Origin of the sequence: Photobacterium marinum (genome assembly GCF_000331515.1) — a bacterium.
GTDB lineage: Bacteria > Pseudomonadota > Gammaproteobacteria > Enterobacterales > Vibrionaceae > Photobacterium > Photobacterium marinum.
This window is the reverse complement of sequence record NZ_AMZO01000002.1, coordinates 25,209-48,822: the sequence shown is the minus strand read 5'-3', so window position 1 is coordinate 48,822 and position 23,614 is coordinate 25,209. Positions and strand designations below refer to the sequence as shown.

Genomic DNA, 23,614 nt, shown 5'->3' with positions numbered 1-23,614 from the left:
AACAAGAGAAAATAGTCAGTGAATCTTCATTATCAAGTGGAAGGACAAGGCGATGCGATCATTTTGATCCACGGCCTGTTCGGCAGTGCCGACAATTTAGGCCTTATCGCCAGAGCATTGAAAGATAAATACAAAGTCATCAGCATTGATCTTCGTAACCACGGACGATCCCCTCACACCGAAACCTTTACCTATCATGAAATGGCTTCTGATGTCGTCAAAGTGATCGATCAATGTGATATAGAACGCTTCTCACTGATTGGTCATTCTATGGGCGGAAAAGTGGCCATGGCGATGACACAGCTGGTTACAAACAGACTAAACCACCTGATCGTACTTGATATGGCGCCGGTACATTACCACGTTCACCGCCATCAAAATGTGTTCGCAGGGCTCCAAGCAGTCGCCAGGCAGAGCGTCAGCAACCGGAAAGAAGCCGAAAGCTATCTCGCCCAACATGTTGTTGAACCCGGCGTTCGCCAATTCCTGCTCAAATCATTTGCGAAAACCGACACCGGCTATGACTGGCGTTTCAATGTTGAAGGCCTGATTGCCAATTACGACACCATCATGGGTTGGGAAGAAATCCCGGCATTTCACGGCAAAACCCTTTTTATCAAAGGCCAGGATTCAGAGTACATCCTGCCAGAACACCGCGAATCTATCGCCCGCCAATTCCCGGCTGCCAAGGCCCATATGGTAGCCAACACCGGCCACTGGCTTCATGCAGAGAAACCGGAAATCGTAAATCGTATTATTCTTAACTTCTTACAATCGGCCTAACCGTTAACAGTCGCCTGTTCTCTGTGTTATAGTGCGCGACTGGCTCGGTTTCGACCGCGGTATGGAGACTGAAATGCTATACGAGCATATGGAGTTGCTTGAATCGATTGGGCTGGACTTGCTGTTTGCTGCCATTTTTTTCTTTATTGGCATGGCCATTAAAGATGTTCTGAAGCAGGGCAATGTGCCACCTTTTGGCCGTAAAATCGTCTGGCTGGTTCTTTTTCTCGGCTGTGCCGGTTTTGTAGCCAAGGGTCTGATCCAACTAAGTTGGGAAGGAGCCGGGATCGGTTAACATATCTTTCAGGCATCAGAAGTTAGCTTCAGCAGCCATTGAGCTTCATGTCAGTAATCACATGAAGAGCATGATGCCTGAACACAGCGCAAAAACTGCGTGCACATTAAAAAACAGCACCCGGTTAAGCGCATTCGATCTCTCGCTTAGTTAAACTCGTAGATCGAACTAAATGTCATTGAAACTCAGGGTATTCCCCTGACAGGATTTTTGTATACCGTTACCAATAGAGGTGACGGTCAACAACTAAATACAGGTAATCTCTACTATGGCGAGTGTAGGACTCTTCTTTGGTAGCGACACTGGTAACACAGAAGCTGTCGCTAAAATGATTCAAAAACAACTGGGTAAACACCTGGTTGAAGTAAAAGATATCGCGAAAAGCAGCAAAGAAGATATCGACAATTTTGACCTGCTGATCTTGGGTATCCCAACCTGGTATTACGGTGAAGCACAGTGCGACTGGGATGACTTCTTCCCTGAACTGGAAAACATCGATTTCTCAACCAAGCTGGTAGCAATCTTCGGTTGTGGTGATCAGGAAGACTACGCAGAGTACTTCTGTGATGCAATGGGTACTCTACGCGAGATCGTAGAAGGTCGTGGCGCAACTATCATCGGTCACTTCTCGACTGAAGGCTTTGAGTTTGAAGCTTCTAAAGCACTAGTTGATGACAACCACTTTGTTGGCCTCTGTGTCGACGAAGACCGCCAGCCAGAACTGACTGAAGAACGCGTTGAAAAGTGGGTTAAGCAAGTCTACGAAGAAATGTGTCTGTCTGAGCTGGAAGACTAATCCTTCGCTTTTTCAGCATTTAAAAACGCGCCTCAGGGCGCGTTTTTATTTTGAATCATAATCGCCAATCTCATCAAACCATGCCTGCTGCCTGTGCTGAGGCTTCTTTCTCACATATAGCACTCTTCGAACTCTTGAAACGGCCTCTCCCCTGTCGTTCATCACATTAACAATAAACTCAGGCAAGTATTTCTCGCCATTGACGGTAGCCTGTTTGATTTCCTGTACAGTTTCGTCAGACAAGATAAAGTCAGCCGTCAGATCTGTATCACCCGGCTTAATAAAACTAATCTCAGCCTGTTTATCCCAAACATAATATTCATCCCCTAATATCCCCATAAGCATCAGTGTATAAATAGGATCTGTCAGAGAAAATATACTGCCACCGAATTGGGTTCGGTAAGGGTTCCTGTTCCACCACCTGAGTTTCAGACGCAACCTTACCCGTCGGTAGTCTTCAGAAATGCTCTCTACTTTAATACCGGCTCCCCAAAACGGCGGCCACATATTCAGGGCAAAACGGAGCAAACCCGGACGATAAAATTGGTTCTCCATAACCTCCCCTTGTTATGTTACAACACGCATACTGTACATTTTTATAACAAACCTGCAAAATAAAGAAAAGTTACAGATCAGGTAGATTCATCGTTTTTTAAGGTTTATTGTTACCTTGTGGTCACTTATAATGAAGTTATATGAGAAGACTACCGCATCATGTTGTTGCGGCTAGCCAATAGGAAACTCGGATGTCAGATAATAATCACGCACTTAAACAAGCAGGTTTAAAAGTTACACTTCCGCGCCTTAAGATTCTGGAAGTTCTTCAACAACCTGACTGCCAACACATTAGTGCTGAAGACTTGTATAAGAAATTAATCGATATTGGTGAAGAAATTGGCCTGGCGACAGTTTATCGTGTTCTGAACCAGTTCGATGATGCCGGTATTGTTACCCGTCACCACTTTGAGGGCGGTAAGTCTGTGTTTGAGTTGGCAACTCAGCATCATCACGATCATCTGGTTTGTCTTGATTGCGGCAAAGTAATTGAGTTTTCAGATGAAATTATCGAGCAGCGCCAGAAAGAAATTGCAGCTAACTTCAATGTTCGCCTGACAAACCACAGCCTGTATCTATACGGTCACTGCATGGAAGGTGACTGTACTGAAGACCCAAGTCTGCATGATAATAAATAATTAACTGACAACAGACCTTCAAATTAACGACTTATCACTTAGGTGCTCAACCCTAAGTAAAAAAACCAGCCAAATGGCTGGTTTTTTTGTTATACCAAACTGAAGAATAATCTTATCGAAAACGATCACGCATAAAAAAAAAGCCAGAATTAATCTGGCTTTTTTATCAGTCCGGTTTTACTCACAATTTGTGATTAGTCGCCGATCTTAGCCCACGTATCACGCAGACCAACAGTGCGGTTAAATACCAGATTCTCTGCTGATGAATCTTTATTATCAGCACAGAAGTAACCGGTACGCTCGAACTGGAACGCCTTCTCAGCTTCTGCAGATACCAATGACGGCTCAACAAAGCCTTTCTTCACTGTCAGAGACTCTGGGTTGATCACTGAAACAAAATCTTCTGCTGAACCTGGGTTTGGTACTGTGAACAGACGGTCGTAAAGGCGGAACTCAGCAGAAACACCTGCATCAGCTGATACCCAGTGAATAACACCTTTAACTTTACGACCATCAGCCGGGTTCTTACCCAGTGTTTCGTTGTCGTAAGTACAGAAGATAGTAGTGATATTGCCAGCTTCATCTTTTTCGATGCGCTCAGCCTTAACCACGTATGCACCACGCAGGCGAACTTCTTTACCCAGAACCAGACGCTTGTACTTCTTATTTGCTTCTTCGCGGAAGTCTTCACGCTCAATGTAGATTTCACTGGTAAACGGAACCTGACGGGTACCCATCTCAGGCTTGTTCGGATGGTTAGCAACTTCCAGCATCTCAGCTTCACCATCGAAATTTTCGATAACAATCTTAACCGGATCCATTACAGCCATCGCACGAGGTGCATTCTCGTTCAGGTCATCTCGGATACAAGATTCCAGAGAGCCCATCTCGATGGTGTTTTCCTGCTTAGTAACACCGATACGCTTACAGAACTCACGAATAGATGCAGACGTGAAACCACGGCGACGCAGACCTGAAATAGTCGGCATACGAGGATCATCCCAGCCTGAAACCAAGTTATCTGTTACCAGCTGGTTCAGCTTACGCTTAGACATCACCGTGTATTCTAGGTTCAGACGGCTGAATTCATACTGACGAGGCTGGCAATCAATCGTAATGTTATCCAGAACCCAATCGTACAGACGACGGTTGTCCATGAATTCCAATGTACAGATAGAGTGCGTAATGCCTTCAAGTGCATCAGAAATACAGTGAGTAAAGTCGTACATTGGGTAGATGCACCACTTATCACCAGTCTGGTGGTGATGTGCAAAACGAACACGGTAAATTACCGGATCACGCATAACCATGAACGGTGACGCCATGTCGATTTTTGCACGAAGACACATCTTGCCTTCTTCTACTTCGCCGTTCTTCATTTTATCGAACAGCTCTAAGTTTTCTTCTACGCTGCGATCGCGGTATGGGCTTGGCTTACCAGGCTCAGTAAGTGTACCGCGGTACTGACGCATTTGCTCTGGACTTAGCTCATCAACGTACGCTAAGCCTTTATTAATCAATTCAATAGCAAACCCGTATAGCTTGTCGAAGTAGTTTGATGAGTAACAAATCTCACCGCTCCACTCAAAGCCCAACCAGTTAACATCGCTCTTAATAGACTCAACGTATTCGATGTCTTCTTTCTCAGGGTTTGTATCATCAAAACGTAAGTTACATTGACCCTGATAGTCCTGAGCAATACCGAAGTTCAAACAAATTGATTTCGCATGGCCGATGTGCAGGTAGCCATTTGGCTCCGGCGGAAATCGGGTATGTACGCTTGTATGTTTGCCACTTGCTAAATCCGCATCGATAATTTGACGGATAAAGTTAGTTGGACGAGCTTCAGATTCACTCATCAATTATACCTCGTGTGCTGACAGGATTTTCGAACTCTCTATGATCCATAAATATGGGTCACGACTCAACAAATAGTGTGCATTGTTTGCCGATATGTATAAAAAAACCCCGCAATTGCGGGGTGAAATATAAGTATAGGTCTAAAAGCAGACCTAATAGACAACATTCCACTCAGGATTTCACAACGGAAAAAGAAAACCTGAAATATGAAACCGCCTCAGCAGCTTCTGATTGTACTCAGCATTAAGCACACTCAGAAACAACCATTCAAACAGTAACGTCGTAAAACCTGCAATTATTTACCAAAGATAATCGCATCTAATTAAAGGATAAAGTTCGTATTAGTCTTGTGAGGGAGTTACCGGCCCTTATCAGGACCGGTAACAATCAGGATTACTTACTGCAATGAAGTAATTAAGGTAGTTTTACTGAAGATAGGTCTTCTGAAACCGGGATTTTCTTCATCTCACCAGCTACGATTTCAGCCAGTGGGCCAAGAATAACCTGAAGGTTGTTTGAGCCCAGTTTAACAACACCCATTGCACCCAGAGCTTTCAGCGTTTTCTCATCAGCCAGGCTGCTGTCTTTAAGAGTAAGACGCAGACGGGTAATACATGCATCGATATTCTCAAGGTTACCGTGACCACCCAGTGCTTTCAGGTACTGCTTAGCCAGTTCACCTGTTTCAGCAGAGCCCGCAGCAACAGCACCTTCTTCTGCATCATCATCTTCACGGCCTGGCGTTTTCAGGTTGAACTTGATGATAACAGTACGGAAGATTGAGTAGTACAGACCGAAGAATACCAGCCCCTGTACAACCAGCATGTACCAGTTAGTTGCCAGTGGGTTACGTGTCTGCAGAACCATATCTACGAAACCTGCAGAGAAACCGAAGCCTGAAATCCACTGCATTGACGCTGCGATGTATACAGAGATACCTGTCAGCAATGCGTGAACAACATACAGGGCAGGAGCCAGGAACATGAACGCAAACTCAAGAGGCTCTGTAACCCCAGTGAAGAATGATGCAAAGCCGGCAGCGATCATGATAGAAGCAACTTTTTCTTTGTTCTGAGGCTTAGCTGTGTGGTACATAGCTAGTGCTGCACCAGGCAGACCAAACATCATGATTGGGAAGAAACCACCCATGTAAATACCAGTCACACCCGGAGTTGCAAGACCAGCATCAATAGAAGCCTGACCACCAAGGAAGTTTGGCAGATCATTTATACCTGCAACGTCAAACCAGAATACTGAGTTCAGGGCATGGTGTAGACCAACAGGAATCAGAAGACGGTTGAAGAATGCGTAAATACCGGCACCAACTTCACCCAAGCCCTGGATACCTTCACCGAAAGATACCAAGCCGCCGTATACAGCAGGCCAGATATACATAAGAATAAAAGAAATCAGGATACCGGCAACAGACATCAGGATAGGAACCAGACGCTTACCAGAGAAGAAGGCCAACGCTTTGTGCAGCTCAACATGTGAATAACGGTTGTAAATTTCCGCTGCAACAATACCCACAAGAATACCAACAAACTGGTTGTTAATCTTAGCGAATGCAGCAGGAACGGCACTTAGTTCAATACCTTGAATGTGAGCCACAGTTGCAGGAGCAAGCAGTGTTGTAACGACCAGGAAGCCAACAAAACCGGACAATGCAGCCGCACCGTCTTTATCTTTAGACATACCGTAAGCAACACCTACAGCAAACAGTACCGACATATTATCAATAATGGCCGCCCCTGCTTTAATCAAGAAGGCCGCCAATGCACTGTTCGCACCCCAGCCTGTTGGATCGAGCCAGTAACCGACACCCATAAGAATTGCTGCGGCAGGCAGCGTGGCGACTGGCACCATCAACGCCTTACCTACTTTTTGAAAATATCCAAGAATGTTCACCCTTAGTTCCCCCTATGGTTTTCTTATCTTAGATTCGAAACAGATAACTTATTTTAGTTACCCGATTAAGTAATATGCAGTTTAAGAGTTTAAATTCGCCCCGCAAATTAAACTCTCATCTTTTGTGATCATTATCACCCGGATGAACGATGACGGAGCGATTTTGCTAGCTCGATCATAAAACTTATTTTATTATCCAAAACAAGAGTTGTAATACGCTATTATTCTATTGTTATTTTTTCTTGAAACGAGGTGTAACCGTGAGACTTATCCCACTGAATAATGCAAGAGATGTCGGTTTGTGGTCTGCTCGCTATATTGCTGATCGTATTAATAAATTTCAGCCTACAGCAGAGCGTCCTTTTGTCCTTGGTCTGCCAACTGGTGGTACTCCATTGGCAACATACAAACGCTTAATCGAACTTTATGAAGCAGGTGAAGTAAGTTTTAAACACGTTGTTACTTTCAACATGGATGAATATATCGGAATTCCATCCGATCACCCAGAATCCTACCGTAGTTTCATGTACAACAACTTCTTCAACCATATTGATATTCAAGAAGGAAATATCAATCTGCTCAATGGCAATACGCTAGATCACGAAGCAGAATGCCAGCGTTACGAAGAAAAGATTAAATCTTATGGCAAAATTAACCTATTCATGGGCGGCGTAGGCAACGATGGTCACATTGCCTTCAATGAACCAGCCTCATCTCTGGCATCTCGCACCCGTATTAAGACGCTGACAGAAGATACACGTATTGCTAATTCTCGATTTTTCGATAACGATATCAACCAAGTACCTAAATACGCACTGACAATTGGTGTAGGCACTCTGCTTGATTCTGAAGAGATCATGATTCTGGTTACCGGTCACAACAAAGCGCTAGCACTAGAAGCTGCAGTAGAAGGTTCAGTCAACCACCTGTGGACGGTTTCCGCCCTGCAAATTCATCCTAAATCACTGATTGTCTGTGACGAGCCCGCGACTCAGGAATTGAAAGTAAAAACAGTTAAATACTTCAAAGAGCTCGAAGCAGAAAATATTAAACATCTTTAACAAAGGACTTGTTCATGTACGCGCTTACCAACTGCCGCATATTCACCGGTAGCGATGTGCTGAATAACCACGCCGTTATTATTAACGGCGTGAACATTCACGCTGTTTGCCCCATCGCAGAGCTACCGCAAGACATTAAAACCCTGGATCTTGAAGAGGCTAACCTGACACCAGGCTTCATCGACCTGCAACTGAATGGCTGTGGCGGCGTTATGTTTAACGACCAAATTAACGCTGATAGCCTGCATACCATGCACAGGGCAAACCTTAAATCAGGTTGCACAAGCTTCCTGCCAACGCTGATCACCTCATCTGATGAGGATATGAAAGCAGCTATCACAGCAGAACGAGAGTATCAGAGTCGTTACCAGAACCACACTCTTGGCCTGCACCTGGAAGGCCCTTACCTTAGCGTCATGAAAAAAGGTATTCACTGTGTGGATCACATCCGCCGTTCTGACGACGATATGATCCAATACATCTGTGATAATGCCGATGTGGTAACCAAAGTAACCATGGCACCTGAACAGAACCGGCATGAACATATTGAGCAGCTGGTTGATGCGGGTATTGTTGTCTCTGCCGGTCATACAAATGCTACTTATGCAGAAACTCGTAAAGGCTTCGCTGCCGGTATGACCTTTGCTACCCACCTGTTCAACGCAATGACACCAATCGCAGGGCGTGAACCAGGCGTTGTCGGTGCAATCTACGACACACCGGAAGTTTACACCGGCGTCATTGCCGATGGTTTCCACGTCGATTATGCCAACATCCGCATCGCTCACCGCCTGAAGGGCGATAAACTTATTTTAGTGACCGACGCAACTGCGCCAGCAGGAGCAGACATTGATCACTTTATTTTTGTCGGCAAGAAAGTATATTACCGTGATGGAAAGTGTGTTGATGAAAACGGCACACTCGGTGGTTCGGCGCTGACAATGATCGAAGCAGTTCAGAACAGCGTCGAACATGCAGGTATCGCCCTGGACGAAGCGATTCGTATGGCTACCCTATATCCCGCTCGAGCAATCAGTGTGGACAACAAACTGGGAGCTATCAAAAAAGGTATGGTTGCTAACCTGGCTATTTTTGATCGTGACTTCAACGTTCGGGCGACTGTTGTTAACGGTGAATACGAGCAGAACTAACTATGACAGGCGGACAAATTGGTAATGTCGATCTGGTAAAGCAGCTGAACAGTGCAGCTGTTTACAGACTCATTGACTTGCAAGGCCCTATATCACGCATTCAGGTTGCTGATGTCAGTCAGCTGGCCCCAGCAAGTGTTACTAAAATCACCCGCCAATTGCTTGAGCGCGGCCTGATCAAAGAGGTCGCGCAGCAAGCATCGACCGGTGGTCGACGTGCTATCTCGCTGACCACAGAGTCAGCCCCATTCCACTCAATTGCGATCCGCCTTGGACGTGATTACATTGAGCTTTCTTTATTTGATCTGAGCGGCAAACACCTTGCCGGTACAGCACATCAATTTATCTATACCAATCAACAAGAGTTGACCGACGGGTTACTTAACCACATTCGCCAGTTTATTGGTGAAAACCAGGGAGTCATGCGCGAACTGGTTGCATTTGGTATTACCCTGCCGGGCCTGATTGACCCTGAAAATGGCATTATCGAATACATGCCGCATATTTCAGTTGACCGATTCCCGCTTTCTGAAATCATCAGTGAGAAGTTTGGCGTTTCCTGCTTTGTCGGTAATGACATTCGTGGCTTAGCTTTGGCTGAACATTATTTTGGTGCCAGCCAGGACTGTGTTGACTCTATCCTGGTCAGTGTCCATCACGGTACCGGTGCCGGTATTATCGTTAACGGACAGGTATTCCTTGGCCATAACCGTAACGTCGGTGAAATTGGTCACATCCAAATCGATCCTTTGGGTGATAAATGCCAGTGTGGCAACTTCGGTTGTCTTGAAACTGTTGCTTCTAATCCGGCTATTATTACTCACGTTCAGAAGCTACTGGATCAAGGTTACCAAAGCAGCCTACAAGAACTTGAAGACGTAACAATGCCTGCTATTTGTGAAGCTGCAAACAAAGGTGATGAGCTTGCCAGCCAGGCATTGATCAAAGTCGGTAATCAACTTGGTAAAGCACTAGCAATGACCATCAATCTGTTTAACCCGCAAAAGATTGTAATTGCAGGCGATATCACCCAAGCCAAAGATGTCGTGTTCCCGGCTATTCGTCGCTGCATTGAGACTCAATCTCTGTCTACATTCAACAAAGATTTACCCATTGTTGAATCAGAACTTTATAACCAACCGACGATTGGCGCCTTCTCAATGATCAAACGTGCGATGCTTAACGGCGTTCTTCTACAACGTTTACTGGAAGATTAAGGTGTCAGACTGCACTCAGATGAAGATGGAAGAGATCGTCACGAATAGTTAATCAGGCTTACTCAGAATAGCGCCAAGGGGCATGTATCAGACAGATACATGCCCCTTGTGTTATATTGCAACAATAACTGCTGTACCAGCATCCCACCAAGACCATAAGAAAGGATTGCTAAGCTCATTATGGAACTTGTTTATATTATTGCCGCCTTTCTGGCAGGCTTCATTGCACTCAGGTGTAAGCTCCCACCGCTAGTGGGATTTCTGATTGCCGGCTTTGCTCTCAATAGCGCTGGCTATCATTCCACAGAAGTCCTAACGTCACTGGCAGATTTAGGGGTCACCCTATTGCTGTTCTCGATCGGACTGAAGCTCGATGTAAAAACCTTGCTCGCCAAAGAAATCTGGGGCGGTGCAACCTTGCACAATTTGCTTTCAACCGGTTTATTCACCCTGATACTGCTTGCGCTTAAACAGCTGGGCATTGGTATGCTGGTTGAACTCGATATCATGCAGCTTGCTCTGCTGGCCTTTGCACTCTCCTTCTCCAGCACCGTATTTGCCATCAAAGCACTACAGGAGAAAGGTGAACTGAATGCCACCTACGGCACACTGGCAATCGGTATTCTGGTAATGCAGGATGTCTTTGCGGTAATTTTCCTGACGGTTTCTACCGGAAAAATTCCTGAAATTACCGCTCTGGGATTGTTTGCCCTGCCGTTGCTACGCCCTTCTCTGTTTAAGATCCTTGATCGGGCCGGTCACGGTGAAATGCTGGTATTGTACGGTATCTTCCTGGCGCTGGTCGCCGGAGCCGGTTTATTTGAAGCCGTTGGCATGAAAGCTGACCTGGGGGCTCTGATTATGGGGATGATGCTGGCAGCTCACCCGAAAGCTTCAGAGTTATCCAAATCTTTATTCAACCTGAAAGAACTACTGTTAGTTTGTTTTTTCCTCAACATCGGCTTGTCAGAAGAACCAACCGTTAACGGCTTCCTCATGGCCATGGTCTTTATTCTGCTGCTGCCGATCAAAGGCGTGCTCTACTACGTTATCTTCAACCTTTTCCGGTTCCGGGTCCGTACTTCACTACTGGGGACCCTGACTCTGTTCAACTACAGTGAATTCGGCCTAATTGTGAGCGGTTTGGCCTACAACATGGGGCTTCTGCCGGGCAGCTTCCTGGTTGCCATCGCTATTGCGGTTTCCATTTCCTTCCTGCTTGCTGCGCCGCTGAACAGTATCAGTCACCGCATCTATAAAGATGCCTCAAAATGGCTCAAAGAATATGAACCGGAAAAACTGAACGCAGGCGATCGTCTTATCGACCTTGGTGACAAGAAGATCATGATCCTCGGGATGGGACGTATCGGTACCGGAGCCTATGACGAACTGGTTCAACGCTATGGCCAACAAGTTATCGGTATTGAAACCCGTGAAGACTCAGTACAAGGCCATCGCGATGAAGGACGTAACGTGATTCATGGCGATGCAACTGACCCCGACTTTTGGGCTAGAGTCATCTCCCGCCACAATACCGAGCTCATTTTGCTGGCGATGCCACACAGCCAGGCCAACAGCTTTGCACTTGAACAAATCCGCGAACGCAATTACCAAGGTAAAATCGCAGCTATTGCGAAATACAGTGATGATGTGGATCTGCTGAATGAAATGGGGGTTGATGCCGCTTTCAACATCTACAATGAGGCCGGCAGCGGCTTTGCCCGTCATGTTTGCGAACATTTATCACCTCAAATAAAGCCTCTCTAGCGCATTATTCTGTTCTTTTCTTCCAACGGCAGCTTCGGCTGCCGTTCGTTTTTCTGCTCAAAACACCAACCAATATTAGATGAAATTCATTTAAATCCAATTTTATTAAATAAAATTCACCGCAAAGCCTTTTCTTTAATTGAATTAAGGTTTCTGGTTGCATTTATTTGCTGAATACGCAATTTTAAAAATCAAGAACGGCGAGGCAAGGTTCTAAGCCCGAATAGTAAGTTCCTTACACATGGAACTTACTCGCCAAGAAATTCAGGGACAGCAACAAGCAATTTAAAGTTGGAGTGGGAAGTATGTGTTCAATTTTTGGTATCTTAGACATTAAAAGCGATGCAGCAGCATTGCGTGAAACCGCACTGGAAATGTCTAAAAAAATGCGCCATCGCGGCCCTGACTGGTCAGGCATCTATTCATCAGACAAAGCGATCCTAGTGCACGAACGCCTGGCTATCGTTGACCTGAACAGCGGTGAGCAGCCTCTGTATAACGCCGATAAAACACATGCCCTTGCTGTTAACGGTGAGATCTACAACCACAAAGAACTCGAAGCGGAATTCGCACCGGACTACCCTTTCCAGACCCAATCTGACTGCGAAATCATCCTGGCATTGTACAAAGAGAAAGGCCCTGAACTGCTGGATTACCTGAACGGTATTTTCGGTTTCATCCTGTACGATGAAGTAGAAGATGCTTACCTGATCGGCCGTGATCATATTGGTATCATCCCGCTTTACCACGGCTACGATGAGCACGGTAACTACTATGTTGCTTCTGAAATGAAAGCCCTGGTTCCGGTTTGTAAGAGCATCAGTGAATTCCCTCCAGGTCACTACCTGTGGAGCAAGAAAGGCGAGCCAGTTCGTTACTACAAACGTGACTGGATGGAATACGACAGCGTAGCCGAAGCGAAAACAGATAAAGTTGAACTGGCTGAAGCCCTGGAAGGCGCGGTTAAACGTCAACTGATGACAGACGTACCTTACGGTGTACTGCTATCCGGTGGCTTGGATTCATCAGTTATCTCAGCGATTACTAAGAAATTTGCTGCTCGCCGAATCGAAGATGACGAGCAATCAGAAGCCTGGTGGCCAACCCTGCACTCTTTTGCTATCGGCCTTGAAGGTGCACCTGATCTTAAAGCAGCTAAAGAAGTTGCCGACCATATCGGTACCGTTCACCACGAGCTGACTTACACCATTCAGGAAGGTTTGGATGCAATCCGCGATGTGATTTACCACATCGAAACTTATGATGTGACAACTATCCGTGCATCAACACCGATGTACCTGATGTCACGTAAAATCCGCGCTATGGGTATCAAGATGGTACTTTCCGGCGAAGGTGCAGACGAAGTATTCGGTGGCTACCTGTACTTCCACAAAGCACCAAACGCGAAAGAGTTCCATGAAGAAACCGTTCGTAAGCTGCTTGCGCTGAACATGTTTGACTGTGCCCGTGCCAACAAGTCGATGGCTGCATGGGGTATCGAAGCACGCGTACCATTCCTGGATAAGGAATTCCTGGAAGTGGCAATGCGCCTGAACCCTGAAGACAAGATGTGTGGCGGCGGCAAAATGGAAAAACACATCATCCGTGAATGTTTCGGTCACTACCTGCCAGAATCAGTGGCATGGCGTCAGAAAGAACAGTTCTCTGATGGTGTAGGTTACAGCTGGATTGATACCCTGCGAGAAGTTGCAGAAGCTAAGATTACTGAGCAACAACTTGAAACAGCGAAGTTCCGCTTCCCGTACAACACGCCAACGACAAAAGAAGGCTACATGTACCGTGAGATCTTCGAAGAGCTGTTCCCGCTGGCTGATGCTGCGAAATGTGTTCCGGGCGGACCTTCAATCGCATGCTCAAGCGCTAAAGCAATTGAGTGGGATGAAAGCTTCAAGAACAGCGCCGATCCATCAGGCCGTGCCGTAGCAGCCGTTCACAACGAAGCGTACGACAAATAAGTATCAGTTTCTGAAACAAAACTTAAGCGGGAACCAATGGTTCCCGCTTTTTTATATTAAAAGTAGCGATAAGTGTTTATCTCTACTCAATTAATGACTGATGTACAAACATAAAAAAACCGCCTTCCGGCGGTTTTTCTGTCTATTACGGCGAATCACTTGCTCAAAACTATTTTTTCAAGGACAAAGAGCAGGAATTAACGTTCCCAGTATGCTTCTTCCAGGCTATCTTCACGCTCAGGCAGACAACGAGAAAGACGTGGAGAGTGCTGCGCCAGTACCTCGTAACTTACACGGTTAGAGTACAGACATACCTGAGAGAAAGAAGAATAAGTCAGGTAGTTATACTGATGCTTGCTCGACTTAGGCACATTCTCTTTGTGGTAACGATTTGCAGCCATATCATGCAGCAGTGCAGACAGTGCACCGTCACCAGCACCGTTAGTATTCTTGATTCGCTCTGGTCCACCCATGTATGGCGCGATATGCGAGAATACCTTGATCGGATCGCTACAATCTTTCTTGATCATCGGACGGCTGAATTCGTAGCGGTTGAATTCTGGGATTTCACCCGGTAGCAGTGGCAGGCTGGTTTCACGCTTAGCTGAATTTTCAGTGTAGCCAGCAGTGTACAGACCAACAGGTCCGGCAGTACAAAGAACCAGGTCAACCCACTCCAGCGTTTTTTCAGAAGCCATCAGCGGATCCGCGATGCCGGTCAGCGCTTCTGCTTCGTCTTCGTTCATCGCAACCACTGATACGTGATCACGCAGGAAATCACGCCACCACTGTGGATCGTCTTCGATTACAAACTTAGTACCCAGTGTCAGTACAACCGGAACATCATGCTTTTTCGCATATTCGATAGCACGCATGGTTGCTTCAGGCATCGGGTCACCATCTTTACAGCGAACCAAGTACGCAGTCAGAACCAGTGCAGATGCACGCTCAAACACTGACTCAGGAATGCTGTTCGGGCAAAGCTGGTTCATACGACCTTCGTTGATTGCAAAGGTACGCTCACCTTCTTTGGAAATCAGGGCAAAACAACGACCAATAGGACCTTCAACAGGCTGCAGGTGGTTCATATCCATGCGGCTTGATGTGTTGCAAAGATAGCGGTAAGCATAGCTGCCGATTTCAATATCTTTACTCATCACACCCAGAAGTACTGAACGGTCATCAGCCAGTACCGAGTAGTTGTGCAGGGTATTACCGATTGTACCACCGGCAAATTCATGGCTGATCAGATCATTTTCTTTCAGCTCCTGATACAGGGCTTCTGCTTTCTCGTCGGTAATAACCAGAGAGTGACCTTTACTCAGCTCATAACGATCCAGGAATTCATCATCGACACACGCTTCGATATCAACCAAAGTCTGATCGATCCCTACCACATGGGTACGCGTCAGACGTTTTTCTTGTTTGGTTTGACTCAGAAGAGGATCACGCGCATGTACTGGAAAATAATGCTTTGATTTTCTTTGACCTGGAAATTTCATGTTAATGAGCTGTCTGTTGGGAAATTTTGCGAATTCTATCACAGAATATAGAACAGAAAAGAAAAAGCTCTCACACTTTTTGAGAGCTTCAACTTTTTTTAAGGAAAGTTTTGAGTACAGCCTTTACAAGTCGTTACCAGCCCTGACAGTGTTGTTCCACCAGCGCTGCCATCATATTGATATGGGCCGGGTTATCGTTCAGGCAAGGGATCAGATTAAATTCTTTCCCTCCGGCTTCCAAGAAGATCTCTTTGCACTGTTCAGCGATTTCTTCCAGTGTTTCGAGACAATCAACAGAAAACGCCGGGCACATCACATCCAGACGCTTAACGCCTTTTTTAGCCAACTCTTCAATGGTCTTATCCGTATAAGGCTTTAGCCACTCTTCCCTACCGAAAATTGACTGATAGCTCATACTCATTTTTTCGCGCGGCATATCCAGAGCGTCAGCCAGCAAAGCCGTTGTACCGTTACAGTGCTCCGGATAAGGATCACCGTTATCAGCATAACGTTTGGGGATACCATGATAGGAACACAGCAGGTAATCCGGCTTACCATGCTTATTCCAGAAATCTGTCACCGAGCCCGCCAGCGCCGAAATATAATCAGGATGGTCAAAGTACTGATTAACAAAACGCAACTCAGGAATTTCTGCGCGCTGTTTTAGTACTTTGGCAACTTTATCGAAAACCGCCGCCGTTGTAGTTCGTGAATACTGCGGATAAAGCGGCAATACCAGCACCCTGTCGCAACCTTGCTGCTTAAGGCTGTCAAGACCGGAAAGAATACTTGGGTTACCGTAAGTCATTCCCAACTCAACCTGAATTCCAAGCTTAGCACCAAGCTGCTTCTGCTGGCGGCGCGAATACACCATTAACGGTGAACCTTCATCCATCCAGACAGACTGGTACAATTTGGCAACTTTCGGTGAACGGACCGGCAGGATCACACCGTGCAGGATTGGGCACCATAACCAGCGGGTAAGATCGACCACACGCTGATCATGCAAAAATTCAGACAAGAAACGTTTCACTGCCGCCGGGGAGGCTTCATCAGGAGTGCCAAGATTAACCAGTAACACCCCATATTTATTGTTATTGCTTTTCTGGCTCATAGTATGCTTCGTTAAGTGCTGACATATCAAAACTTTAACAGCTTTAGGCTAAACTGAACACCCATAAAAAAACGGGCCGGCCTCAGGGCCAACCCGTCTGTCACTTTCGTTTAATCGCTTATCTATGCGATTAAGCCAGTGCTTTTTCCAGTTCTGCGCTAACAGCTTCAACAGTCTGAGTACCGTCGAATTTCAGGTAAGTTGTGTTACCTGCTTCAGCTTCTTTGCCGTAGTAAGCAATCAGTGGTGCAGTTTGATCGTGGTATACACCCAGGCGAGCACGTACTGTTTCTTCTTTGTCGTCGTCACGAACAACAAGATCTTCACCAGTTACGTCATCTTTGCCTTCAACTTTAGGCGGGTTGTAAACAACGTGGTATGTACGACCTGAAGGCAGGTGCGCACGACGGCCAGCCATACGCTCAACGATAACTTGGTCAGGAACGTCAAACTCGATAACGTAATCTACGTTTACGCCAATTTCTTTCAGGCCGTCAGCCTGAGGAATTGTGCGAGGGAAACCGTCCAGCAGGAAGCCATTTGCACAATCTTCTTCAGCGATGCGCTCTTTAACCAGACCCAGGATGATGTCATCAGATACTAGCTGACCAGCATCGATAACAGCTTTAGCTTGCTTGCCTAGTTCAGTACCCGCTTTAATTGCAGCACGTAGCATGTCACCAGTTGAAATTTGAGGAATACCAAATTTCTCCATGATGAATTGAGCCTGAGTACCTTTACCGGCACCTGGAGCGCCCAGAAGGATGATGCGCATTTTGATCCCCTTTTAATAAAATGGAGTTTTGCAAAAAAATGAAAAATACACTGATTAGCCTGATGTAGCAAGCCCGGCACACTGACCGGGCTGCAATTTCATGCTTTATCAGGATGGTATTTGATGCTGACAAAAACATCGATAAGCCCCTTGGTCAAACCGATTTTCCAACCCTGTTATGCCAGCAGTTTGTTAACCGCAGACAGGAATTGAGACGGGTCTTCAACAGAGCCGCGTTCCGCCAACAGAGCCTGGCCCAGCAGCATTTCAACCCAAAGGCCAAATTGCTCTTCATCAGCTTCATCAGCCATCTTGTTAACCAGTTTGTGTTCAGGGTTCAGCTCAAGAATGTATTTCACTTCCGGAGCTTCGTGACCCGCTGCCGCCAGCAGCTTCGCCATTTGTGTACCCATTTCGTGTTCACCGGTCACAACAACGGCTGGCGTATCATGCAGCTTAAATGTCGCACGAACATCCTGAACACGCTCACCCAAGTATGATTTTGTGCGTTCAATCACAGACTGGAATGCTTCTTCTGTCTCTTTGTGCTTCTCTTTCTCTTCCTCGTCTTCGAACGTGGACAGGTCCAGATCAGCCTTGGTAATCGCCTGGAATGCCTTACCGTCAAACTCCGGCAAGTTACCCATCAGCCACTCATCAATACGATCATGCATCAGCAGCACTTCCAGGCCTTTCGCTCGGAACTGCTCCAGGTGTGGGCTGTTTTTCGCTGCGGTGAAAGTATCTGCTGTCAGGTAGTAAATCTTATCCTGGCCTTCTTTCATACGCTCAACATAAGCAGCCAGAGATACGTTCTGCTCGGTGCTGTCAGTATGGGTTGAGCTAAAACGCAACAATTTGGCAATCTTGTCACGGTTAGCGAAATCTTCTGCCGGGCCTTCTTTCAGTACCTGACCGAATTCATCCCACAGTGTCTGGTATTTTTCAGCATCATTGTTCGCCAAACGTTCCATCATCGTCAGTGCACGCTTGGTACAAGCTTTGCGCAATGACTGAGTGACTTTGTTGTCCTGCAGGATTTCACGGGATACGTTCAATGGCAGATCATTCGAGTCAATCAAACCACGCATAAAGCGCAGGTAAGACGGCATAAACTGCTGCGCATCGTCCATAATGAACACGCGCTGCACATAAAGCTTCAAACCATGTTTACTATCGCGGTTGTACATATCCCACGGCGCTTTTGAAGGAATATACAACAGGCTGGTGTAATCCTGTTTACCTTCCACACGGTTGTGACTCCAGATCAGCGGTTCTGCAAAGTCATGGGAAACATGCTTATAGAATTCCTGATACTCTTCGTCGGTAATGTCAGACTTATTACGGGTCCACAAGGCTTGTGCCTTGTTGATCTGCTCCCACTTCTTATTGCCTGTTTCCTTGCCTTCCTCATCACGTTCGGCAGTCTGAATCTGTACTGGGATACCGATATGGTCTGAGTATTTACCGATGATATCGCGCAGGCGGTACTCGCTCAGAAACTCTTTTTCTTCTTCACGCAGATGCAGAATGATCTCGGTACCACGGCCTGCTTTCTCGATATCTTCAACCGAGTAATCACCTTCACCGGTTGAATGCCAGCGTACAGCCTGATCAGCTGGGGTTCCGGCAGCACGAGTATTTACAGTTACCGCATCAGCAACAATAAATGCAGAATAAAAACCAACACCAAACTGGCCGATCAGTTGCGAGTCTTTGGTCTCTTCTTCACTCAGCTTGGCAAAGAAATCTTTAGTGCCAGATTTAGCAATGGTACCAAGATGTTCAATCACCTCATCGCGGGTCATACCAATACCATTATCACTTACGGTAAGCGTACCCGCTTCTTCGTTGTATGACAGCTTAACGCCAAGTTCAGCATCGTTTTCATACAAATCAGATTGTGATAGTGCACGGAAACGCAGTTTGTCTGCGGCATCAGATGCGTTGGAAATCAACTCACGTAAAAAGATCTCTTTATTTGAATACAGTGAGTGGATCATCAGGTGCAGCAGCTGTTTTACTTCTGACTGAAAGCCGCGCGTTTCTTTGTTTTTGTGGGTAGTTTGTTCGCTCATTTCAACTCCGTAATAGTTGTATACCCAAGCCCCAACTGATTTTTTGCTTAACCAATATCAAGAAGTGCCCGGGTATATTACGCAATTTATAACAATTCATTACATAGATATGGTCACTACCGGTAATTTCAACCTAAAATACCGACTTTAGATTTTTTCAGCCAATTCTTATCATTATTTATATTCAGATCAGATTCAGGGAACTGATGATATATATGCTGCTCAACTGTACCATTGGTGCTTACAATGAATAACGCTTCTAATAAGTTTCTGATTGGGAATCGATTTATATTCGATCCATATGACAACAGCCTTATAGACCAATTTGAAAACGACGAACTAACCCGGCTTGGCAGTAATGAAAGCCGGGCTTTGAGCCTGCTCATCGAAGAGCCAGGGGCGATCATTCCCCGCAATCGCCTGCACGACTATGTCTGGCGTGAGCAAGGCTTTGAAGTTGATGATTCCAGCCTGACCCAGGCAATTTCAACCCTTCGCAAAGCCCTGAAAGATTCCACTAAATCACCGGAATTTATTAAAACGGTGCCGAAACGTGGCTATCAAATGATTGCCGTTATTGAGCAATTCAGCGCAAAAGTTGAAGCTGTCGTCGAGCCGAACTATAAGAAAAACCTCTCTGACTCAGCTGAACCGGAATCAGGCAGCTTACAGCCAGCATCAGTGCCACCGGTACAAAATGCGACAGATATTGCCAGGACTATCCCAGCAGCTAAAGCTAAGCCGCATAGCACAAAAGCCAACCTGAACCTGCTCAGTGGCATCGCAATTCTTATCGCCTGCCTGTTTCCTATCTTGGTAAATATGAGTGTGCCGCCAAAGTCTGCTGCTTTTGAGCCGCTACTGGAAGTCGACAGTGTCCAGATACTGACACCGAAAAATCATCCATCCGTTTCTCAGTGGAGCACGATGATCACCAGCTGTGTACAAAATTACCTTCAATACCATGAGAGCGGAGCTCGCCCGATAGAGGTCATCGCGACAGGCGGACAGAACAAACAGCTATGGCTCAACTACATTCACAGCCCGTCTGAGCCATCAGAAAACGTAACTCTGCGTTTACTAACAAGCCATGAGGACAATACTCAGCTATGTCAGTAATTAACAAACGTGAACTAATGCCATCTTTCATCAAACGGTACTGGGCATTCGTCATCCTGGCGCTGTCAGCAATATTCAGCACCTGGCTATATTTCTCCAGCGATTACAAGCAGGAACAGCTTCTGATGTCACGTGAATGGTTATCTACTTCGGTTAGCCGAATCCAACCAACTCAGCTGGATGAACTTGGCATGTTGCGCCGGGTTGAACAAACCAGCCATGTGGTTTACCTGCCTAACCACTCCTACTCTCGGATTACCCAGCTCAGACTGTTCAGTGATAATGAGCAACCACTGACGCTTCACATTTCTGAGTCCGGTAACTGGGATGTCAGTGGTGGTTATCTGCTGACTGAACCACTTGAGTTTAAAGACATTACTTCCGGCAAGAATGAAGACTTCAAGAAGCATCACCTGGCTGTGATCAAGCAAGTTTTCCGTATGGATGCTCAGCAAAGCCGTCGAATTGATGTGATTAATGAAAAATCATTGTTGCTGACCAGTCTGACCTACGGTTCAAATATTCTTTACTCGCTGTAAAACAAAAAAGGGGGGAAGCATCCGCTTCCCCCAAGACAATGAACATTCCTATTATTTAAAACTAAGCTCTTTATTCAGATTGTCAGAAGCTTAGAAGTACACACGCATACCGATAGTAAACGCGCTGTCATCCTGGAAAGTCTCACCGTTTGAGCTCTGCTTATCGTAGCTCATATCTGCGTATTCCATGTAAGACACAACGCTGTCGTTCAACCAGTAATCAGCACCGATTGTGTACTGATCCAGCGTATTGTCATCAGTGTCATAATCAACGTAATCATAAATACCGTACAGACCAATACCTACCGGCAGGTCGTAGCGAGCCATGGCACCGATACCTGTCTGCTCATTACCGGCAAAGTCGTAATCAGAGTACATTGCAGCCAGAGACAGCTCCTGGATACGATAGGTGGCGTTCAAAGTCCATGATGTATCGTCATCACCGCCATACTTCACGTCCTGCTTAGTACGCTCAGAGTATGTGTAAGTACCGGACAGACCCAGACCGAACTCAGATTCCCATGCCACACCCAGAGCATATGCCTGATCGATACCCAGCTCACCGTTGTTCGGATTTGCATTACCGGAGGCATCAACACCTTCATCACCCGTGTGGTACTGAACCATCATAGTCAGACCATAAGGTGCCATATCGTATTTGTACTGGAAGCCATTTGTCAGGCGATCAGTCGCATACGCGTCATCTTTGATGTTCGCCGTACCAGCGTACTCCCAAGAGATATCGTATTGGCCAGCCAATGTATCCTGAATCGCTGACATACGACCGATACGAAACTCACCGAAGTCACCGCCAAGGGCAATCGAGCCGAACTTCAGGAAGCTGTCATCATCATTACCGTCACCGTCTTCAGGGATAATGTTCATCTCACTCAGAACATCACCGTTTACGTACAGGCCATCTTGCAGGAAGTAAGTCACACCCAGGCCAAGCTCTGTACCCTCGCCAGTGAACGTGCTGTCCGCCCCCATTACACCGTTATCTGTAGTCTCATAACGGGCACGCAGGTTACCGTAGGCATTCACAGACAGTTCATCTGACTTATAGACTTCGGCAGCCATTGCCGATGCACTTGCGACCACTGAACCAATTACGGCTGCAACTACTGTTTTTTTCATGGTTACTCCTAATAATTCCACCCCTGCTTTACCCTCTGTTGGAGTAAGAAATGCAGGTCTGCTTTTGTATTTTTATCCTTTAAGCCGGATAACAGACCTCTTCACCACATGATGGAGATGGCCAGTTCCCGACAGCTCAGATAGTTCCGAGATGAAATAATTAAATACGAAATAACAATGAGTTATGAAGAAAAACAGCCTGAAATATTATTTATATAGAACGAGTTAGAAATTAACCAGAGCTAAAAACTAAAGGCGTCTTTAAAGAACTAAAACAACTAAAATTTAAGCTATTGAAAGAACGGGTTTAATTTCGAAAAGACAAAAAAATACCAACCTCCAGATAATTCTGTCAGTTGGCATTTTTCAAAACAGTTTGAAGAGCAATCTGCAAACTTAATAGAGCTTGTGACGTCCCGCAAAAGAGTGAGACAGAGTAGTACCATCGACCAGTTCAAGTTCACCGCCGACAGGGACACCGTGAGCAATACGCGTTGCCGGAATACCATACTCACTACATAGCTCTGCAATATAGTGTGCAGTCGCTTCACCTTCCACAGTCGGGTTGGTAGCAAGAATCAGCTCGGCAATCTGCTCATTCTGCAAACGCTGCTCAAGCATATCCAGACCGATGTCTGAAGGACCAATGCCGTCCAGCGGAGACAAGTGCCCCATCAGGACAAAGTAACGCCCCGAAAACTGACCTGTCGCCTCAATGGCAACGATATCAGCCGGACTCTCAACTACGCAGATCTGGCCATTTTCCTGACGTCGCGGATTAGCACAAATCGCGCAGGTGTCTTCTTCAGTGAAAGTACGACAGCTCTGGCAATGGCCGATTTCCGTCATTGCCTTGTTCAGGGCATCTGCAAGCTGCAAACCGCCCTGACGATTGCGCTGTAGCAGACTGAAGGCCATACGCTGTGCTGACTTGGGACCAACCCCGGGCAAACAGCGTAAAGCCTCCATTAGCTGCTCCAGCAGAAGACTGGTACGCATTGATTAGAATGGCATCTTGAAGCCAGCTGGCAGGTTCATGCCACCTGTAACGCTAGCCATTTTCTCTTTCTGCGCTTCTTCAACACGACGAGCAGCATCATTGAAAGCTGCCGCAATCAGATCTTCCAGCATATCTTTGTCGTCTTCCATCAGGCTTTCATCCAGCTCAACACGACGCACACTGTGGCTACCAGTGATCGTTACTTTCACAAGGCCAGCACCAGACTCACCGGTTACTTCCATATTTGCGATTTCTTCCTGCATCTTCTGCATGCGCTCTTGCATCTGCTGCGCCTGCTTCATCATGTTAGCCATACCGCCTTTACCAAACATATTTTCTCTCT

Annotated in this window: 21 protein-coding genes; 11 read left to right on the top strand and 10 right to left on the bottom strand. The window is 46.2% G+C overall.

Annotated features, from left to right (window positions below):
- Positions 1–18 precede the first annotated feature (18 nt).
- The 3 genes from C942_RS01590 (at position 19) to fldA (ending at position 1,874) form a co-directional block, all read left to right on the top strand.
- Entirely contained in the window at positions 19–783 is a 765-nt protein-coding gene (locus C942_RS01590) for an alpha/beta fold hydrolase (RefSeq protein WP_007461718.1), read from the top strand.
- Positions 784–856: 73 nt separating this feature from the next.
- A complete protein-coding gene (locus C942_RS01585; protein ID WP_007461717.1) occupies positions 857–1,078 on the top strand; it encodes a DUF2788 domain-containing protein in 222 nt (73 codons plus the stop codon).
- Positions 1,079–1,346: 268 nt separating this feature from the next.
- Positions 1,347–1,874, top strand: a complete 528-nt coding sequence (gene fldA / locus C942_RS01580) for a flavodoxin FldA (RefSeq protein WP_007461715.1) — start codon at positions 1,347–1,349, stop codon at positions 1,872–1,874.
- A 45-nt stretch (positions 1,875–1,919) separates the two neighbouring features.
- Here fldA and C942_RS01575 read toward each other — a convergent pair whose 3' ends face one another.
- Positions 1,920–2,429, bottom strand: coding sequence for a DUF4442 domain-containing protein (locus tag C942_RS01575; protein WP_007461714.1), 510 nt, complete (start codon positions 2,427–2,429; stop codon positions 1,920–1,922).
- Positions 2,430–2,620: 191 nt separating this feature from the next.
- On the opposite strand from C942_RS01575, the gene fur reads away from it, so the two are divergent.
- Positions 2,621–3,067, top strand: coding sequence for a ferric iron uptake transcriptional regulator (fur, locus tag C942_RS01570; protein WP_007461712.1), 447 nt, complete (start codon positions 2,621–2,623; stop codon positions 3,065–3,067).
- A gap of 194 nt (positions 3,068–3,261) precedes the next feature.
- Here fur and glnS read toward each other — a convergent pair whose 3' ends face one another.
- Together glnS and nagE are read right to left on the bottom strand one after the other, a co-directional pair.
- Complete coding sequence (glnS, locus tag C942_RS01565; RefSeq protein ID WP_007461710.1) at positions 3,262–4,926, bottom strand: glutamine--tRNA ligase; 1,665 nt, start codon at positions 4,924–4,926, stop codon at positions 3,262–3,264.
- Positions 4,927–5,341: 415 nt separating this feature from the next.
- Entirely contained in the window at positions 5,342–6,835 is a 1,494-nt protein-coding gene (nagE, locus tag C942_RS01560) for an N-acetylglucosamine-specific PTS transporter subunit IIBC (RefSeq protein WP_007461708.1), read from the bottom strand.
- 260 nt (positions 6,836–7,095) lie between these two features.
- Between nagE and nagB the strand changes: the two genes are divergently transcribed.
- The 5 genes from nagB to asnB all read left to right on the top strand — a co-directional run bounded on the left by nagB (position 7,096) and on the right by asnB (position 14,007).
- The gene (nagB, locus tag C942_RS01555; RefSeq protein WP_007461705.1) at positions 7,096–7,896 is read left to right on the top strand and encodes a glucosamine-6-phosphate deaminase; all 801 of its coding nucleotides are present in this window, start codon (positions 7,096–7,098) and stop codon (positions 7,894–7,896) included.
- 14 nt (positions 7,897–7,910) lie between these two features.
- The gene (nagA, locus tag C942_RS01550) at positions 7,911–9,047 is read left to right on the top strand and encodes an N-acetylglucosamine-6-phosphate deacetylase (RefSeq protein WP_007461703.1); all 1,137 of its coding nucleotides are present in this window, start codon (positions 7,911–7,913) and stop codon (positions 9,045–9,047) included.
- A gap of 2 nt (positions 9,048–9,049) precedes the next feature.
- Complete coding sequence (nagC, locus tag C942_RS01545; RefSeq protein WP_007461701.1) at positions 9,050–10,264, top strand: DNA-binding transcriptional regulator NagC; 1,215 nt, start codon at positions 9,050–9,052, stop codon at positions 10,262–10,264.
- A gap of 180 nt (positions 10,265–10,444) precedes the next feature.
- On the top strand, positions 10,445–12,031 hold the full coding sequence (locus C942_RS01540; protein WP_007461699.1) for a cation:proton antiporter family protein: 1,587 nt from the start codon (positions 10,445–10,447) through the stop codon (positions 12,029–12,031).
- A gap of 305 nt (positions 12,032–12,336) precedes the next feature.
- A complete protein-coding gene (asnB, locus tag C942_RS01535; RefSeq protein ID WP_007461697.1) occupies positions 12,337–14,007 on the top strand; it encodes an asparagine synthase B in 1,671 nt (556 codons plus the stop codon).
- A gap of 197 nt (positions 14,008–14,204) precedes the next feature.
- Here the strand turns inward: asnB and C942_RS01530 are convergent, their stop codons facing one another.
- From C942_RS01530 to htpG, 4 genes are all read right to left on the bottom strand, one after another.
- Positions 14,205–15,509, bottom strand: a complete 1,305-nt coding sequence (locus C942_RS01530; protein WP_007461695.1) for an inosine/guanosine kinase — start codon at positions 15,507–15,509, stop codon at positions 14,205–14,207.
- Between the two features lie 133 nt (positions 15,510–15,642).
- On the bottom strand, positions 15,643–16,623 hold the full coding sequence (gene hemH / locus C942_RS01525; RefSeq protein ID WP_007461692.1) for a ferrochelatase: 981 nt from the start codon (positions 16,621–16,623) through the stop codon (positions 15,643–15,645).
- A gap of 130 nt (positions 16,624–16,753) precedes the next feature.
- The gene (gene adk, locus C942_RS01520; RefSeq protein WP_007461690.1) at positions 16,754–17,398 is read right to left on the bottom strand and encodes an adenylate kinase; all 645 of its coding nucleotides are present in this window, start codon (positions 17,396–17,398) and stop codon (positions 16,754–16,756) included.
- A gap of 176 nt (positions 17,399–17,574) precedes the next feature.
- On the bottom strand, positions 17,575–19,476 hold the full coding sequence (gene htpG, locus C942_RS01515; RefSeq protein WP_007461688.1) for a molecular chaperone HtpG: 1,902 nt from the start codon (positions 19,474–19,476) through the stop codon (positions 17,575–17,577).
- Between the two features lie 246 nt (positions 19,477–19,722).
- Here htpG and C942_RS01510 point away from each other — a divergent pair, with 246 nt between their 5' ends.
- Both C942_RS01510 and C942_RS01505 read left to right on the top strand, forming a co-directional pair.
- Positions 19,723–20,595: a winged helix-turn-helix domain-containing protein gene (locus C942_RS01510; protein ID WP_007461686.1), complete on the top strand. Its 873-nt coding sequence runs from the start codon at positions 19,723–19,725 to the stop codon at positions 20,593–20,595.
- Positions 20,586–21,134, top strand: a complete 549-nt coding sequence (locus tag C942_RS01505; RefSeq protein WP_007461684.1) for a regulatory protein ToxS — start codon at positions 20,586–20,588, stop codon at positions 21,132–21,134. Before C942_RS01510 ends, C942_RS01505 begins: the two co-directional genes overlap by 10 nt.
- A gap of 90 nt (positions 21,135–21,224) precedes the next feature.
- On the opposite strand, the gene C942_RS01500 is transcribed toward C942_RS01505, so the two are convergent.
- The 3 genes from C942_RS01500 to C942_RS01490 form a co-directional block, all read right to left on the bottom strand.
- Positions 21,225–22,271: a porin gene (locus C942_RS01500; protein WP_007461681.1), complete on the bottom strand. Its 1,047-nt coding sequence runs from the start codon at positions 22,269–22,271 to the stop codon at positions 21,225–21,227.
- Positions 22,272–22,667: 396 nt separating this feature from the next.
- A complete protein-coding gene (gene recR / locus C942_RS01495) occupies positions 22,668–23,270 on the bottom strand; it encodes a recombination mediator RecR (RefSeq protein ID WP_007461679.1) in 603 nt (200 codons plus the stop codon).
- A 3-nt stretch (positions 23,271–23,273) separates the two neighbouring features.
- Positions 23,274–23,603: a YbaB/EbfC family nucleoid-associated protein gene (locus C942_RS01490; protein ID WP_007461677.1), complete on the bottom strand. Its 330-nt coding sequence runs from the start codon at positions 23,601–23,603 to the stop codon at positions 23,274–23,276.
- Positions 23,604–23,614: the final 11 nt, after the last annotated feature.

Coding starts and splice junctions, on each gene's coding strand:
- C942_RS01585 (WP_007461717.1), top strand. CDS start 857: ATGCTATACGAGCATATGGAGTTGCTTGAATCGATTGGGCTGGACTTG.
- fldA (WP_007461715.1), top strand. CDS start 1,347: ATGGCGAGTGTAGGACTCTTCTTTGGTAGCGACACTGGTAACACAGAA.
- C942_RS01575 (WP_007461714.1), bottom strand. CDS start 2,429: ATGGAGAACCAATTTTATCGTCCGGGTTTGCTCCGTTTTGCCCTGAAT.
- fur (WP_007461712.1), top strand. CDS start 2,621: ATGTCAGATAATAATCACGCACTTAAACAAGCAGGTTTAAAAGTTACA.
- glnS (WP_007461710.1), bottom strand. CDS start 4,926: ATGAGTGAATCTGAAGCTCGTCCAACTAACTTTATCCGTCAAATTATC.
- nagA (WP_007461703.1), top strand. CDS start 7,911: ATGTACGCGCTTACCAACTGCCGCATATTCACCGGTAGCGATGTGCTG.
- nagC (WP_007461701.1), top strand. CDS start 9,050: ATGACAGGCGGACAAATTGGTAATGTCGATCTGGTAAAGCAGCTGAAC.
- C942_RS01540 (WP_007461699.1), top strand. CDS start 10,445: ATGGAACTTGTTTATATTATTGCCGCCTTTCTGGCAGGCTTCATTGCA.
- asnB (WP_007461697.1), top strand. CDS start 12,337: ATGTGTTCAATTTTTGGTATCTTAGACATTAAAAGCGATGCAGCAGCA.
- C942_RS01530 (WP_007461695.1), bottom strand. CDS start 15,509: ATGAAATTTCCAGGTCAAAGAAAATCAAAGCATTATTTTCCAGTACAT.
- hemH (WP_007461692.1), bottom strand. CDS start 16,623: ATGAGCCAGAAAAGCAATAACAATAAATATGGGGTGTTACTGGTTAAT.
- adk (WP_007461690.1), bottom strand. CDS start 17,398: ATGCGCATCATCCTTCTGGGCGCTCCAGGTGCCGGTAAAGGTACTCAG.
- htpG (WP_007461688.1), bottom strand. CDS start 19,476: ATGAGCGAACAAACTACCCACAAAAACAAAGAAACGCGCGGCTTTCAG.
- C942_RS01510 (WP_007461686.1), top strand. CDS start 19,723: ATGAATAACGCTTCTAATAAGTTTCTGATTGGGAATCGATTTATATTC.
- C942_RS01505 (WP_007461684.1), top strand. CDS start 20,586: ATGTCAGTAATTAACAAACGTGAACTAATGCCATCTTTCATCAAACGG.
- C942_RS01500 (WP_007461681.1), bottom strand. CDS start 22,271: ATGAAAAAAACAGTAGTTGCAGCCGTAATTGGTTCAGTGGTCGCAAGT.
- recR (WP_007461679.1), bottom strand. CDS start 23,270: ATGCGTACCAGTCTTCTGCTGGAGCAGCTAATGGAGGCTTTACGCTGT.
- C942_RS01490 (WP_007461677.1), bottom strand. CDS start 23,603: ATGTTTGGTAAAGGCGGTATGGCTAACATGATGAAGCAGGCGCAGCAG.